Source organism: Azoarcus olearius, assembly GCF_001682385.1.
Lineage (GTDB): Bacteria > Pseudomonadota > Gammaproteobacteria > Burkholderiales > Rhodocyclaceae > Azoarcus > Azoarcus olearius.
Genome location: NZ_CP016210.1, coordinates 2,640,710 through 2,654,540, shown reverse-complemented (window position 1 = coordinate 2,654,540; position 13,831 = coordinate 2,640,710). Strand labels below are relative to the sequence as shown.

The following is a 13,831-nucleotide window of genomic DNA, read 5'->3' as shown; positions in this document are numbered from 1 at the left end:
CCGGCGGTCGTCAGCCCGCTTCGCGGCCGATGCCCTGCAATTGCGACTGCAGGCTGAGGCGGTCCAGCTTGGCGAGCGGCAGGCTGAGGAACAGGCCGATGCGATGGCTGAGCAGGCGCAGCGCCGCGCTCATCGCCTTGCGGGCGGCTTCGTCCCCTTCGGCTTGGGCCGGGTCCTCGAGGCCCCAGTGGGCGGTCATCGGCTGCCCCGGCCACACCGGGCAGACCTCGCCGGCGGCGTTGTCGCACACCGTGAACACGAAATCGAGCGCGGGCGCGCCGGGCGCGGCGAACTCGTCCCACGACTTGGAACGCAAGCCTGCGGTTGGCAGATGGTTGCGTTCGAGCAGTTCCAGCGCGAGTGGATGCACCTCGCCCTTGGGATGGCTGCCGGCGCTGTGGGCGACGAAACGGCCGTGGCCGAGCTGGTTGAGGATGGATTCGGCCAGGATGCTGCGGGCCGAGTTGCCAGTGCAGAGGAAGAGGACGTGGTAGATGCGTTCGGACATGGGGGACTCCGGGAGCGACGAGGCGGACGAAACAGCGAGTGGTAAAAAACGATAATTCCATTATTATCGAAATGAAGGGCGGCGCGGCATGAAGCTTTTGTGACGGCGCCCCCGGTAAGCCGCCCGCGGGGCGGAACATTAGAGGGAGGATGGAGATGAAAACCCTGGACCTGCGCTGGCAGCGCCTTGTCACCACCGAAGGCGCAACCTGCGACCGCTGCGGCGCCACCGAAGCCGCGGTGGAGCACGCGTGCACCGAACTGCAAACCGCGTTGCAGCCGCTGGGCATTGCGGTGCGCCTGGAAAAGATCGAGATCGCGCCGGAGGCCTTCGCCGGCGAACCGGCCGAATCGAACCGGATCTGGATCGCGGGCAGGCCGCTGGAAGACTGGGTGGGCGGCCACGCCGGCAGCAGCCCGTGCTGTGCCGCCTGTGGCGACGCGGACTGCCGCACACTGGAAGTGGATGGCGAGGTGCACGAGGCGATCCCCGAGCGGCTGATTCTCCAGGCCGCGTTTACCGCGCTGCCCACGCTGGTGGATGAGGGGGCGCCCTCCGCCGCCGCTGCGGCGGACCCGGCAGGGCGCTGAACCGCATGTCGCGTGCGCGGGCGGCGATGAAGCCGCCCGCGTGGGCGGCTTCAACCCGCCTGACGGCTGGGTGCGAGCTGCTCCGGCGGCAGTGCGGCCGCGGGCGAGGGCGTTCTGGCGCGGTTCTGCTGACGGCGGAAGCTGGCGCGCAGCCGCTTCCAGCCGAGCACCACCGAGGTCAGCGACATCACCAGGCCGAAGCCGATCCACACGATCATCCAGCCGTCCCACAGCGGGCGCGCATACAGCCAGCCGAAATCCCAGTGATGCAGCGCCGAGAAAATCCAGCGGTAGGCGCGACGGCTGTCGTCCTGCCGCAGCAGCAGGCGGCCTTCGCGCGGATCGACGTAGTAGCGGGTGTTGCCGGCATCGGCCAGTTCCACGCGCAGCACCGGCAGCGGGCGGTCGCTGGCGGCGCGGCCATGGCGCGGGTAGTAGTAGCTGTCGTATTCGGTCTGCAGGGTCTGGCTGGCGACGGCCGCATCGCCTGCTGCGCGCAATACCGCCGCGCGTACGGTGTCCTCGGCGAACCCCGCCGCGGCCACTGGCAGCGCGTGCAGCTCGCCGGCGGCGTTCGCCGCCAGCAGCGTGGCCTCGCGGCCCAGCCGCTGCCAGCGCAGTTCCACGGTGTCGGCCGGCACCGCGGCGCTCAGGCCCGGCTGCCACTGCAGCATCACCGCGGGCACCTCCTTGCCGATGAAGCGCCCCAGCTCGCCGCGGTTGGCGTTGGCGGGGGAGAACAGCTGCCATGGATTGTTGTTGAAGAAGCCGCTGGCTATCCATAGCAGCGCGACGATGCCGCCGATGAGGCCGCTCCAGAAGTGCCAGCTGAACCAGAACGCGCGGTAGGGATGGGCGCGTCCGCCGCTGTATTGCGGCTGGCGGCCGAAGGCCGGGCGCCAGCGCAGCCAGCCGACGATGAGGCCGGTGAGCGTGGCCACCACGGTGAAGCCGGACACCCACAACAGCACGTCGCGGCGGGCCTCGCCCCAGCCGACCGAATCGAGCGGGCGGAACAGGTGCAGCCAGTTGCCGGCCCAGAACAGGCCGCGGTCCACCGCGTCCGCCACCCGTACGACTTCGCCGGTGCGGGCCGACAGCGTGATCTCGGTGCCGCGGCCGTCATCCACCGCGATGCGATGGAAGGGGCGCAAGGCTTCGAGATTGCGCACCGTGGCGTCGTGGTTGAAGGTTTCCAGATGGGCGACCGGCACCGTGGAACCGCCGATCCATGCCCGCGCCAGCGCTACTGCGCGGGCGGCATCGGTTTCGCGCGCGCTGCCGTCGCGCGCCGAGATCAGGTGACGTTCGCCCTGCACGTCTTCCACCAGCCACAAGGGCTCATCCAGCTGGCGCAGCAGGCGGGCAGCGGCGATGCGCTGCGGCGCGGCTTCGTCGCCGGCACCCCAGCGCGCGGTCCATGCGCTGCCCAGCGGCAGCCAGTCGGCCTGCGGGGCCAGCAATTCGGCGTGGGCGAACTGGTCCTCGCGGCTCTGCACGGTGTTGGGCGCATAGACGATGACCAGGCCGGAGACGAACCACAGCAGCATCAAGAGCGCGAGCGCGACCCCGAGCCAGCGGTGGGTGAAGAAGAGTAGGCGTTTGAGCTGCATCGGCGATTCTCCAGGACATTCGGTTGGGCAGGCGGCACGCGGGGCGCGCCGGCGGCAAAGCGGAAGGGCGGCGCGCGGATCGGGGAATGCCTGTGCGCCGCGAGCGCAGCCGCCACTGCAAGAACAAGGCCATTGCGGATGTCCTTGCCGCGCGCGGGGTTTTGGCGGACGGCGGATGAAAAGTCGTTGATTGCGCAGCAGATGCGCTGGCGCGGCTGCTACGGAAACGACAGCGGCGGACTGCCCCGGCGGGCCAATCCCGCGTGGCGAAAGGCGGATGGCGGTGGCATGCGGCCTGCTATCCCGGCCTGTCCATGTGGGCATCCATTCAAGAGGTCGAACAAAGATGAAGTCGAAGATCAGCATGCTCGCGTTCGCGCTGGCCGCCGTATCCCCGCTGGCGTTTGCGCAGAACGCCGCGCCTGCCGCAAGCGCCACGCCGGCTGCCGCGGCGTGGAAGTACACATCGCCCAAGCTCGATCGCGGGGCGATCGACAAACTGCTGCGCGCGCCGGACAAGGTGGTGTTCATCGATGTCCGCCAGCCGGACGAGGTCAGCAAGATCGGCGGCTTCCCGGTCTATCTCAGCATCCAGGCCGGCGACCTGGAAAAGCAGCTCGCCTACATCCCGCGCGAGCGCCGGGTGGTGACGCTGTCCAACCACGCCGGGCGCGCCGGCGCCGCGGCGGACCTGCTGGCGAGCAAGGGCTTCAAGGTGGCCGGTGCCGTGGGGGTGCAGAACTATGAGGAAGAAGGCGGCACGCTGACGAAGATCGCGCCGCGCGCCAACAGGGAAGCGGCGAGCGCCGAAGCGACCCGCCGCTGAGGGGGGAAGCGCAGCCCGCCGAGGCGGGCTGCACGGGGCGCTTACAGCTTGCCGCTGAAGACGATGCCGACCCAGCGCGGTGGCGCCGGAACGTAGGTGTTCCAGGTCTTCGCCAGGGGGGTGTCGTCGTCGAACAGGTTCTTCACCAGCAGCGTCACGTCGTAGCTCTTGTCGCGCCGGCCGAGGCCGATCGAGAAGTCGGTGGTGCTGTGGGCGTCGATCCAGCCGTAGCTCGACAGCGTGTTGTCGGAGTTGAACTTGCTGGTGTAGTAGGTGTTGAAGCTGGTGTGGAACTCCTTGTCGCCCAGCACCGGGCGGCGGTATTCCGCGCCGACGCTGAAGGTGTACTTGGCCGCGCCCGGCAGGTTCTTGCCGCTCAGATCCACGTACGGCGCCGCGATGTTGTTGACCTCCGCCGCCTTGCCCGCATTCGGGAAGGACTTGTACACCGCGTCGTTGTAGGCGCCCGAGAAGCGCAGCGTGGTGTAGCGGATGCCGGAGTAGGTCGCGTCGATCTCCACCCCGTTCACCCGCACCTTGGGCACGTTGCCGGTGGCGCTGGTGTAGTAGGTGGTGCCGTCGTTGTTCAGGTTGGTGGTGTATTCGTCATACACCTGCACGGCCTGCTGGTAGTCGCGGATGTTGGTGCGGAAGATGTTGGCGTTCAGCACCAGTGTGCGATCCAGCAGCGTCGACTTGAAGCCGAGTTCGAACGAGGTCGTCTTTTCGGGCTTGACCGGGTTGGAATAGCCGTTGGTGATCTGCGCGATGCCGGCCTTTTCGCCGTACTGGGCCGAGAAATAGGTGGTGAGGTTCTCATTCACCTTGTAGCTCGGCGACAGCAGCAGCGTCGGTTGCGTCTCACGGAAGCCCTTGGCCTTGGTCTCGGCCCACAGCACGCCGATGTTGGTGCGGCGGACCGCCTTGGCCGCGGCCACCTGGCGCTTCTGCGCGGCGGTCAGGCTGGCGTACGCCTGGCCCGGCGTAGCCGTGATCGCGGTGCCGAAGTACTTGTTGGCGACAAAGTCGGCCACGTTGAGCTGCGCCGTGGAGTTGGTGCCGGACAGTTCGCCCGTGGTGTTGTTGGACGAGAAGCCGCCCAGCTGCACGCCATTGACCGCCACCGGGTTCAGCTCCGCACCGTAGCCGTTATTGATGATCAGGCGGCTGGTGCGGTTGTCGCGGTCCTCGTGGGTGAAGCGCAGGCCGGTGGTGAGCGTCAGCGGTTCGGTCAGGTGCCAGTTGGCCTGGCCGAAGATCGCTGCGCTCTGGGTCTCGATCTTCTGCAGCGGCGACACCTGCAGTTCGTTCAGCGAGTTCTCCAGCAGGTAACGGCCGTTGCTGTTGGCGTCGAGCGTGTTGTATTGCGAGTTGCTGGCAAACCATGCGCCGGCGTCGCTGCCGAAGCCGGCGTTGGAATCGTAGCGGTTGCTCGACTTCAGCAGCAGCACGCCGGTCTGGTAATCGACGAAGCCGCCCAGTTCGGAGGTCAGGCGGAATTCCTGGCTGATCTGCTCGAACTTGTCCACGTGGCCGCCACCGCGCTTGGTGATGTCGAAGGGCGTGCCCTCGTCGTTGCGCACCTGGAAGCGGAAGTCCTTGTAGGCGGTGATCGAGGTCAGGGTGTGGCCGGCGACGCGCCAGTTCAGCTCGGCGGAGATGCCCTTGGTGTCGGTGTAGGTGGGCGTCTGGTGATCCAGGTTCACCGTGTTGCCGCCGTACAGGTAGTCGCGCTGGTAGTCGTAGCTGGAGAGCTGACGGAACCAGCGCCGCGCCAACCGGGTGGAGGCGTCGGAACTGAGCGTGTTGACGCTGCCGTCGGCGTAACGCGTGGGCGTCGGCGTGTAGACCGTCTTGCCGTTGAAGGCCTCGCCGGTGGTGGGCGCCATTTCGATGCTGAGGCGGGCATCGAAGTCCGGGTCCGGCGTCAGCAGGAACTGCACCCGTCCGGCGGCGCGGTCGTGGTTGCCGAAGGTGCTTTCGAGATAGCCCTTCTCCACGTTTTTCACATAGCCCTGGCCGCGGTCGAACTGGAAGGCGCCGCGCCATGCGAGCAGGCCATCCACCACGCCGCCGCCCACCGCGCCGCGGGCGATGAAGCGCTGTTCTTCACCGAAGGTCAGCGAGTAATCCGCCTCGGGGTTGAAGCTCGGCCGCTTGTTGGTGATCTTGAGCACGCCGAGGTTGGCGTTCTTGCCGAACAGCGTGCCCTGCGGGCCGCGCAGCACCTCCACCGAGTCGACGTCGAACAGGTCGAAGCTGGACAGCGGGTTGTAGGAGTAGGCGACGTTGTCGACGTTGATGCCCACGCTCGGGTCCATCGCGTCCGTTTGCGACTGCTTGCCCAGGCCGCGGATCGACAGGCTGCTGGTGCGCGCGTTGCCGGGGTTCCACGAGAAGTTGCCGACACGTTTCGCGATGGCGTCCAGATCGGATGCGCCTTCACGCTCGAGTTCCGCACCGGTGACCACCGCCACCGAGACCGGCACGTCCTGCAGGCGTTCCAGCCGGTGGCGGCTGCGGACCACCACGGTGTCCAGCGCCTGGGGCGAGCCGTCCGCCGCGGGGCTGCTTGCAGCGGGCGCAGCGGCGGGTGCGGCGGCAGTGCCGCCTTCCGCAGCGGTCTTTGCTGCAAGTTCCTGTTGCAGGCGCGCGATTTCGGCCTGCAGTTCGGCGACCGAGCGGGATTCCGCCGCATGGAGCGGTGCGCTGCCCGCGATGGCCATGCCGGCGATCAGCGCGGCAAGCGGCGAAAGGCGGAATGGCGTGGGGTTGGAAGGTCGTGGCGCCGGAGGGTGTTTGCGCACGCGGGTTGTCATGACGTTTTTTCTCCCTGGTTGAAAACCGAAAACACAGGGCGCCAATTCAGCAATCGCTATGCCACTGGTTATAGGGATTTGCGCGTTGCAATTCCGTATTCGAGAAATGAGCGGATTGGTATTCGGTTCAAACGTTTATGTGTCCGGGCTGAAATGCGGATCGCGTGAGCGGTGTCGTCGCGGAAAAACGCCAGGGCCGCGCTGCTGCGGCGCACGCAGCAAACGGCGGCCAGCCCTGTTGCCTGCACAGCAGCCGGATTTGTGCGTGTTGTTGAACACAAGCCTGCTGAGAAACAAGCACTTGCGAGCGGATGATGGTGAAAATCAAGCAGCGCTGAACCCGTGGCGGAACGCAATTGCTCCGCAATCTCCGGGTAATAAGCGAGGTGTGGAAAAAAATAAGAAACCCGATCAGCGATTTGCCGACATTGACCTGCGCGATGAAGCGCGGGAATTGCCGATCCGATGCATTTGGCACGCTTGCTGCTCAAGCACTGCCGATGCCGCGCCGGTGTGCCGGAGGGCGGCAGCCGATTACCGCGGTGTTTTCCGGTATTGGGTGGATGGTCGGCCGCGAGCGGTCTGCACCGGTGTGCAGTCGCATCGGGCCATTCCTGTGAATCGGTGTCTTGGGAAAAACGATGAGAAAAATCCTTTATGTCGCGGTGCTGTCTTGCTTCGCGGTCACGCTGCCCGCCGGGGCGGAAGACAAGCCGGATGCGCCGGCCCCCAGCGCGCGTGCCCAGCGGGCGCAGCAGTGGTCGCCCTACAAGCAGGTGGAGCAGCCGGCGGTGCCCGGCGTCAAGGAGGCGCGCTGGGCACGTACCCCGGTCGACCGCTTCGTGCTCGCCAAGCTGGAAGCGGCCGGCATCAAGCCCTCCGGTGAAACCGACCGCGCGACCTTCATCCGCCGCGCGACGCTGGACGTGTGGGGCGTCATCCCGACGCCGGAAGAGGTGGCGGCCTTCGTGAATGACAAGTCGCCCGATGCCTACGAGAAGCTGGTCGACCGCCTGCTCGCGTCGCCGCGCTACGGCGAGCGCCAGGCGCGCCGCTGGCTGGACCTCGCCCGCTACGCCGACAGCGCCGGTTTCACCAACGACGAGACGCGCGCCAACATGTGGCGCTACCGCGACTACGTGATCAAGGCCTTCAACGAGGACAAGCCCTACAACACCTTCATCCGCGAGCAGATCGCCGGCGACGAGCTGTGGCCCGAGCGCCAGGACGCGCTGATCGCCACCGGCTTCCTGCGCAGCTACGCCGACGACAGCAACTCGCGCAACCTGGTGCAGAAGAAGTACCAGAACACCACCGACATGGTCGATACCGTGGGCACGGTGTTCCTCGCCTCTTCGGTCGAGTGCGCGCGCTGCCACAACCACAAGATCGACAAGATCTCGCAGAAGGAATACTTCCAGCTGCAGGCATTCTTCTCCAACGCCGCAGCCAGCGACACGATTGCGCTGAAGGAGAAGTCGGAACGCGACATCGCCTACGAGAAGGCCTACGCGAAGTGGGAAGAGGCCACCAAGGAGACGCGCGACAAGATCGCCGCGCTGCTGGCGCCGATCCGGAAGGTGGGCGAGGAATACCACCTCGGCCGCTTCACTCCGGCCACCCGCGAAGCACTCGCCAAGCGCGACAACCCGGAGCAGGCCACCCCGGCCGAGCGCTGGGTGATCAACCGCTACCTCACCACCAACTACACCGATGTCGCCGTCACGGCGTCCTATCTGCGCGACGAGACCTCGCTGAAGGAAACCCGCGAAAAGCTGCAGGCGCTGAACGAAGAACTGAAGAAGTGGGACAACATCAAGCCGGTGAAGGGCTCGGACAAGATTTCCGGCATCACCGACCTCGGCGCCGATCCCGCGCCCACGCACCTGCTGTTCTCCGGCATCGATGACCGTCCGCTGGAAGAGGTGCAGCCGGGCATTCCCGCGCTGTTCAACGCCACCGGCGAAAAGCTCGACATCGCCGCGCTGCCGAATTCCACCGGCCGCCGCTCGGCGCTGGCCAACTGGCTGGCGAGCGAACGCAACCCGCTGACCGCGCGCGTGTTCGCCAACCGGGTGTGGGCGCAATACTTCGGCAAGGGCATCGTCGAAACCGTCAGCGACTTCGGTCGCGCCGGCGCCAAGCCCACCCACCCGGAGCTGCTGGACTACCTCGCCGACAACTTCGTGCGTAACGGCTGGAGCCCGAAGAAGCTCCACCGCGAAATCCTGCTGTCCAGCGTCTATCGGCAGAACTCGGCACCGCGTGAGGATGCGGAGAAGGTCGATCCCGAGAACAAGCTGCTGGCGGTGTTCCCGCGCCAGCGCCTGGATGCCGAGCAGATCCGCGACTCGCTGCTTGCCGCTTCCGGCCAGCTCGACGACACGGTGGGCGGCCCCGCGGTGTTCCCGCCGGTGCCCTCCACGCTGAAGGCGCCGGGCCGCTTCTGGAGCGTGGATAAGGACACCCGCGAGCACAACCGCCGCAGCATCTACATCTTCACCCGCCGCAGCGTGCCGTACCCGATGCTGGAGACCTTCGACATGGCCTCGTCGCAGAAGGTGCACAGCAAGCGCGCGGTGACGACCTCGCCGCTGCAGGCGCTGACGCTGTTCAACAACGACCTCGTGTTCAAGTGGTCGCAGAACCTCGCCGGCCGGGTGATCCAGGAAGCGGGCACCGATCCGGCCAAGCAGCTCGACCGCCTGTACCAGATCGTCTATTCGCGCAGCCCGGACAAGTTCGAGAAGAACACGCTGCTGGCCTTCCTCGACCGCCAGGAAGCGGTGCTGCGCGAGCAACTCGCCAGCGCCAACAACGGCAAGTTCGCGGTCGCGGTGCCGGTCGGCCTGAAGACCACGCAGGCCCAGTCGGCCGAACCGCTGCGCCTGGCAGCCTTCGTCGATCTGACCCACACGCTGGTCAATTCCAACGAGTTCGCATACCGCTACTAACCCCATCGGACAAGGACAAAAGCATCATGAAATCTCGTCGTGAATTCCTGCAGAAAGCGGGCTACGGCCTGGGCGCACTCTCGCTGTCGAGCGTGCTGGGGCAGGGCGGTGGACTGGTGTCGTGGGCCAACGCAGCCGACCTCGCGGTGGCCGCCGGCATCGAGGACCCGCTCGCACCCAAGCCCACCCACTTCGCCGCCAAGGCCAAGTCGGTGATCTGGCTGCACATGGACGGCGCGCCCAGCTCGCTCGACCTGTACGACTACAAGCCGGAGCTGGTCAAGCTCGCCGGCACGCCGACGCCGGACTCCTTCACCCAGGGCATCCAGATCGCCACCCGCGGGCTGGACGCCAACAAGCTGTTCGTCTCCAAGCGCACCTGGAAGCAGTACGGCGAAAGCGGCGCCTGGTTCTCGGACCTGCTGCCCAACCTGGCGCAGCGCGCGGACGACATCGCCTTCATCAAGTCCAGCGTCACCGTCGGCGCCACCCACAATATCTCCATCCTCAAGCTCAACACCGGCGACCTCGTTCCGGGCCGTCCGTCGCTGGGCGCCTGGGTGCAGTACGCGCTGGGTTCAGCCAACCGCGATCTGCCGGCCTATGTGGTGCTCTACAACGGCAAGAACGAACCGGCGGGCGGCTCGGTGAACTGGAGTTCCGGCTTCCTGCCGGCGGTGTATCAGGGCACCGCCTTCCTGCCGGGCGACGTGCCCATCCACAACCTCACCCGCCCCGAACTGGTCGCGGCCAACGCGCAGCGCAGCAATCTCGACCTGCTCAAGCACATCAACGAGTATCACGCCAGCCGCCACAAGGGCGACACCGAGCTGAAGGCGCGCATCGAGGCCTACGAACTCGCCCACCGCATGCAGAGCACCGCGCCGGAAGCGGTGGACATCAGCAAGGAGACCGCCGCCACCAAGGCGCTGTACGGCGTGGGCGAGAAGGACACCAACGACTACGCGGTGAATCTGCTGCGCGCGCGCCGGCTGGTGGAGCGTGGCGTGCGCTTCATCCAGGTGGTGTCCGGCCCGGCCGATGAGGAAATCCGCAACTGGGATGCGCACAACGACCTCGAAGGCAACCACGGCAAGATGGCGCGCATGGTGGACAAGCCGATCGCCGGCCTGCTGGCCGACCTGAAGTCGCGCGGGCTGCTGGAGAGCACGCTGGTGGTGTGGACCTCGGAGTTCGGCCGCACCTCTTTCGGCGAATCCGGCGACGGCCGCGACCACAACCCGTGGGGCTACACGCAGTGGGTGGCGGGCGGTGGAGTCAAGGCCGGCTTCACCTACGGCGAAACCGACGCGATCGGCCTGCAGGTGGCGGACAAGGAGAAGGCGGTCGATACCTACGACCTCCACGCCACCGTGCTGCACCTGCTCGGCCTCGACCACCTGAAGGTGAATTTCTTCAACGCCGGCCGCGCCGAACGCCCCACCGTGGTGTACGGCAAGGTGGTGAAGGAACTGATCGCCTGATGGCACCCGGCCCCGCCCGCGGGCGGGGCCATTTCCCCAATCGCAAGGCGGCCCCCGCGGGTCGCCGGACCGGGCCCTTGATGCCCGGTGGAAGTCCGGACAATGTGCAAGTTCAGTCTCGTCTTTGCCCTTTTCATGGCGCTCGCCAGCGGTGTGTTCGCGGCGGTCGCCCAGCTCGATTCCGACCTGATGCAGGCGGTCGAGGACACCAACAAGAGCCTGTCGTCTAACCTGCTGCTGAAGAACGCCCCGGCGAGCCTTACCGACGTGCGCGAACTCGACGCGATGTTCGCCGAGATCGAAGGCTATTACGTCGCCAAGGGCGACGCCGCCGATGCGGTGGAGCTGTCGCGCAAGAGCCGCGCGCTGGCCGCGGAAATCCAGAAATCCGTGCAGGCGAGCGAGTTCGACCACGCCGTCACGCTGTCGTCCGAGTTGTCGCGGACCTGCAAGACCTGCCACAACTTCTACAAGAAATCATGAGGATGCATGCGATGAAGACTCACGCCCTGGCGACCGTGCTGGCGCTTGCCGCCTCTTCCGCGACCTATGCCGCGCTGCCCGCCGGGGCCGAGGCGCCGCTGTTCGAGGCCCAGGCCGCGCTCGCCGGCAAGGCCCAGTCCTTCGTGCTGAAGGAGGCGATCGCCCGCGGCCCGGTGGTGGTCTATTTCTACCCGGCGGCCTACACCAACGGCTGCAACCTGCAGGCGCGCACCTTTGCCGACAAGCAGACCCAGTTCGCCGCGGCGGGCGCCACCGTCATCGGCGTGTCGCTCGACAACATCCGCCGGCTGACCGAGTTTTCGGCCGATCCCGAGTTCTGTGCCGGCAAGGTGGCGGTGGCGTCCGACGCCGACGGCCGCATCGCGCGCGCCTACGATCTGCAGGTGCGCGAAGTGGCGGCGGGGCGCAAGGACGTGCGCGGGGTCGAGATCGGCCACGACGCGGTCGAGCGCACCACCTTCGTGATCGACCGCAGTGGCCGCATCGCCGCCACCATCAGCGGCGTCGCGCCCGCCACCAATGTGGAGCAGGCCCTGGCGGCGGTGCAGTCGCTCGCCGCCGTGCGCTGAGCGGCGATCCGAGCCGTCCGGCCTTGCACCCCGGGTCGCAGGGCGACACGGGGCGCGTCAATCTCTTTCCAGGACATCCAGATGTACGGGCATTCGGGGGGCGTTGCTCCCCTTTTTTTGTCACTCGCCTTCGTGGCGATGACGGGTAGCGCGTGGGCTCAGGGCAACGAGGTGCTGCGCCACGGCAGTGGCGATCCCACGCTGGGCAAGCAGATCAGCGAAGCCGAGTTGTGTCAGGAGTGCCATGGCGCCGACGGCCGCGGCACCACCGCCGCCACGCCGAGGCTGGCGGGGCAGTTCGCCGCCTATCTGATCAAGCAGGTGCGGGACTTCCGCAGCGGGGCGCGCAAGCACAGCGCGATGAGCGTGATCGCGCCCAATATCGCCGACGAGGATCTGGTCGATATCGCCGCCTACTTCGCCCGGCAGGAAGCGCCGCCGGGACCGCATGCGAGTGCCGAGAGCGGCCTGCTGCCCGCTGCAAGCCCCGCGGTGGCCAGGGCGCTGTTCGAACAAGGCGACGCCGCCCGCGGCATCCCCGCCTGCGCGGCCTGCCATGGGCCGGATGCACGCGGCGCGGTGGCCGGCAACGTGATCAGCCCGGCGCTGCGCGGCCAGCAGCTCGCCTATCTGCGGGGGCAGATGGCGAGCTGGAAGCTCGGTGAGCGACGCAACGACGCCACCGGACAGATGAACGCGCTGGCGGCGAAGCTGAGTGCCGAGGAGATCGAGGCGCTGGCCGAATACCTGTCGCGGCTGTAGGCGCTGTTCCTCCTGCAGCAGCCGCGGCCGCGGCACTGCCTCGCAGCCAGCAGCGGCGTCCGGCGCCAGCCTCCGGACAAGGCCGGGCTGATCTTCCAAGTGGCTGAAAAACAAGCAGTCTTGCGATGGAAGCAGGCCGCCCGGATGAGTCGATAAGGCTGGCACGGCGGCTGCTAACGGGCCTACGGTCGCCCATTTCCGCAGGCTCCCTATCCGATGAATACGTTCCACGCCCTTGCCCTGGCTGCCGGTTTCGCGCTGGCGGCGTCCGCCGCCTTCGCCCAACAGCCCGCCGTTACGCCCGCCATTCCCGGCGTGGTCGCGGCAGGCACGCCGATCGAACTCGTCCGCGAAGGCTTCAAGGGCACCGAGGGGCCGATCGGGCTGCCCGACGGCAGCCTGTTGTTCACCGAGACGCAGGACAAGCGCATCACCCGCATCGCGCTGGACGGCAGCGTTTCGTCCTTCCTCGAGAACAGCAACGGCGCCAACGGCCTCTGCTTTGCGCCGAATGGCGATCTGGTGGCGGTGCAGGTGGCCGACACGCGGGTGGGCGTGGTGCACCCGCCGGAGCGCGCCCGCACGCTGGTCGAACGTTTCGACGGCCGCCGCTTCGGCCGCCCCAACGACCTCGTGGTGGACAAGCGCGGCACCGTGTATTTCACCGATTCCGGCATCAACGCCGCGCAGAGCGCGGTGCAGAACGACGGCACGCCCACCGATGCGGTGGCGCCGCCGGCGGTGTATCGCATCAGTCCCGCCGGCGCGCTGCAGCGCATCGCCGCGGACATCGAGCGCCCCAACGGCATCCAGCTGAGCCCGGACGAGAAGGTGCTCTACGTGGCCAACACCTGGGGCGAGCACGTGCTCGCCTTCGACATCGCCGACGACGGCAGCATCGGCCCGCGGCGCAATTTCGCCCGCCTGGCGGGTTACCAGAAGACCGACACCGGCTATTCCAGTGGCGCGGACGGCCTCGCGGTGGATGCGCAAGGGCGGGTCTATGTCGCCTCCAGCGTGGGCGTGCAGGTCTTCAGTGCGCGCGGCGAGGCGCTGGGAATCATCGCGCTGCCGAAGGCGCCGCAGAACCTTGCCTTTGCCGGGGCTGACAAACGGACGCTGTACGTCGTCGGCCGCGGCGCCGCCTATCGCATCGCCACGCTCGCCGCCGGCAACCCCGGCCGCGCCAAGTGAGGCTGCTG

The 13,831-nt window shown here is 67.4% G+C and carries 12 protein-coding genes; 8 read left to right on the top strand and 4 right to left on the bottom strand.

All coding sequences use genetic code 11. From position 1 onward, the window contains the following. Positions 1-10: 10 nt before the first annotated feature. Positions 11-508 carry an arsenate reductase ArsC gene (locus tag dqs_RS12210; RefSeq protein ID WP_065340637.1) on the bottom strand — a complete coding sequence of 166 codons (498 nt, stop codon included), beginning with the start codon at positions 506-508 and terminating at the stop codon, positions 11-13. A 155-nt stretch (positions 509-663) separates the two neighbouring features. On the opposite strand from dqs_RS12210, the gene dqs_RS12205 reads away from it, so the two are divergent. Beyond that, the gene (locus tag dqs_RS12205; RefSeq protein WP_065340636.1) at positions 664-1,098 is read left to right on the top strand and encodes a DUF2703 domain-containing protein; all 435 of its coding nucleotides are present in this window, start codon (positions 664-666) and stop codon (positions 1,096-1,098) included. 50 nt (positions 1,099-1,148) lie between these two features. Here the strand turns inward: dqs_RS12205 and dqs_RS12200 are convergent, their stop codons facing one another. Continuing rightward, entirely contained in the window at positions 1,149-2,711 is a 1,563-nt protein-coding gene (locus dqs_RS12200) for a PepSY-associated TM helix domain-containing protein (RefSeq protein WP_065340635.1), read from the bottom strand. Between the two features lie 346 nt (positions 2,712-3,057). Here dqs_RS12200 and dqs_RS12195 point away from each other — a divergent pair, with 346 nt between their 5' ends. Then, positions 3,058-3,537, top strand: coding sequence for a rhodanese-like domain-containing protein (locus dqs_RS12195; RefSeq protein WP_065340634.1), 480 nt, complete (start codon positions 3,058-3,060; stop codon positions 3,535-3,537). Positions 3,538-3,578: 41 nt separating this feature from the next. Here dqs_RS12195 and dqs_RS12190 read toward each other — a convergent pair whose 3' ends face one another. Both dqs_RS12190 and dqs_RS20795 read right to left on the bottom strand, forming a co-directional pair. Next, on the bottom strand, positions 3,579-6,356 hold the full coding sequence (locus tag dqs_RS12190) for a TonB-dependent receptor (protein WP_065340633.1): 2,778 nt from the start codon (positions 6,354-6,356) through the stop codon (positions 3,579-3,581). Positions 6,357-6,424: 68 nt separating this feature from the next. Further along, the gene (locus dqs_RS20795) at positions 6,425-6,847 is read right to left on the bottom strand and encodes a hypothetical protein (protein ID WP_157108184.1); all 423 of its coding nucleotides are present in this window, start codon (positions 6,845-6,847) and stop codon (positions 6,425-6,427) included. A 150-nt stretch (positions 6,848-6,997) separates the two neighbouring features. Between dqs_RS20795 and dqs_RS12185 the strand changes: the two genes are divergently transcribed. The 6 genes from dqs_RS12185 (at position 6,998) to dqs_RS12160 (ending at position 13,823) form a co-directional block, all read left to right on the top strand. After that, positions 6,998-9,310, top strand: a complete 2,313-nt coding sequence (locus dqs_RS12185; RefSeq protein WP_065340632.1) for a DUF1549 and DUF1553 domain-containing protein — start codon at positions 6,998-7,000, stop codon at positions 9,308-9,310. A 26-nt stretch (positions 9,311-9,336) separates the two neighbouring features. Continuing rightward, the gene (locus dqs_RS12180; protein WP_011766076.1) at positions 9,337-10,794 is read left to right on the top strand and encodes a DUF1501 domain-containing protein; all 1,458 of its coding nucleotides are present in this window, start codon (positions 9,337-9,339) and stop codon (positions 10,792-10,794) included. Positions 10,795-10,896: 102 nt separating this feature from the next. Further along, positions 10,897-11,277 carry a hypothetical protein gene (locus tag dqs_RS12175; RefSeq protein ID WP_065340631.1) on the top strand — a complete coding sequence of 127 codons (381 nt, stop codon included), beginning with the start codon at positions 10,897-10,899 and terminating at the stop codon, positions 11,275-11,277. Positions 11,278-11,288: 11 nt separating this feature from the next. Further along, positions 11,289-11,867 (top strand): peroxiredoxin, encoded by a 579-nt coding sequence (locus dqs_RS12170; RefSeq protein WP_065341725.1) that lies wholly within the window; start codon positions 11,289-11,291, stop codon positions 11,865-11,867. Between the two features lie 81 nt (positions 11,868-11,948). Then, positions 11,949-12,629: a c-type cytochrome gene (locus dqs_RS12165; RefSeq protein ID WP_065340630.1), complete on the top strand. Its 681-nt coding sequence runs from the start codon at positions 11,949-11,951 to the stop codon at positions 12,627-12,629. Positions 12,630-12,845: 216 nt separating this feature from the next. Next, a complete protein-coding gene (locus dqs_RS12160; protein WP_065340629.1) occupies positions 12,846-13,823 on the top strand; it encodes an SMP-30/gluconolactonase/LRE family protein in 978 nt (325 codons plus the stop codon). Positions 13,824-13,831: the final 8 nt, after the last annotated feature.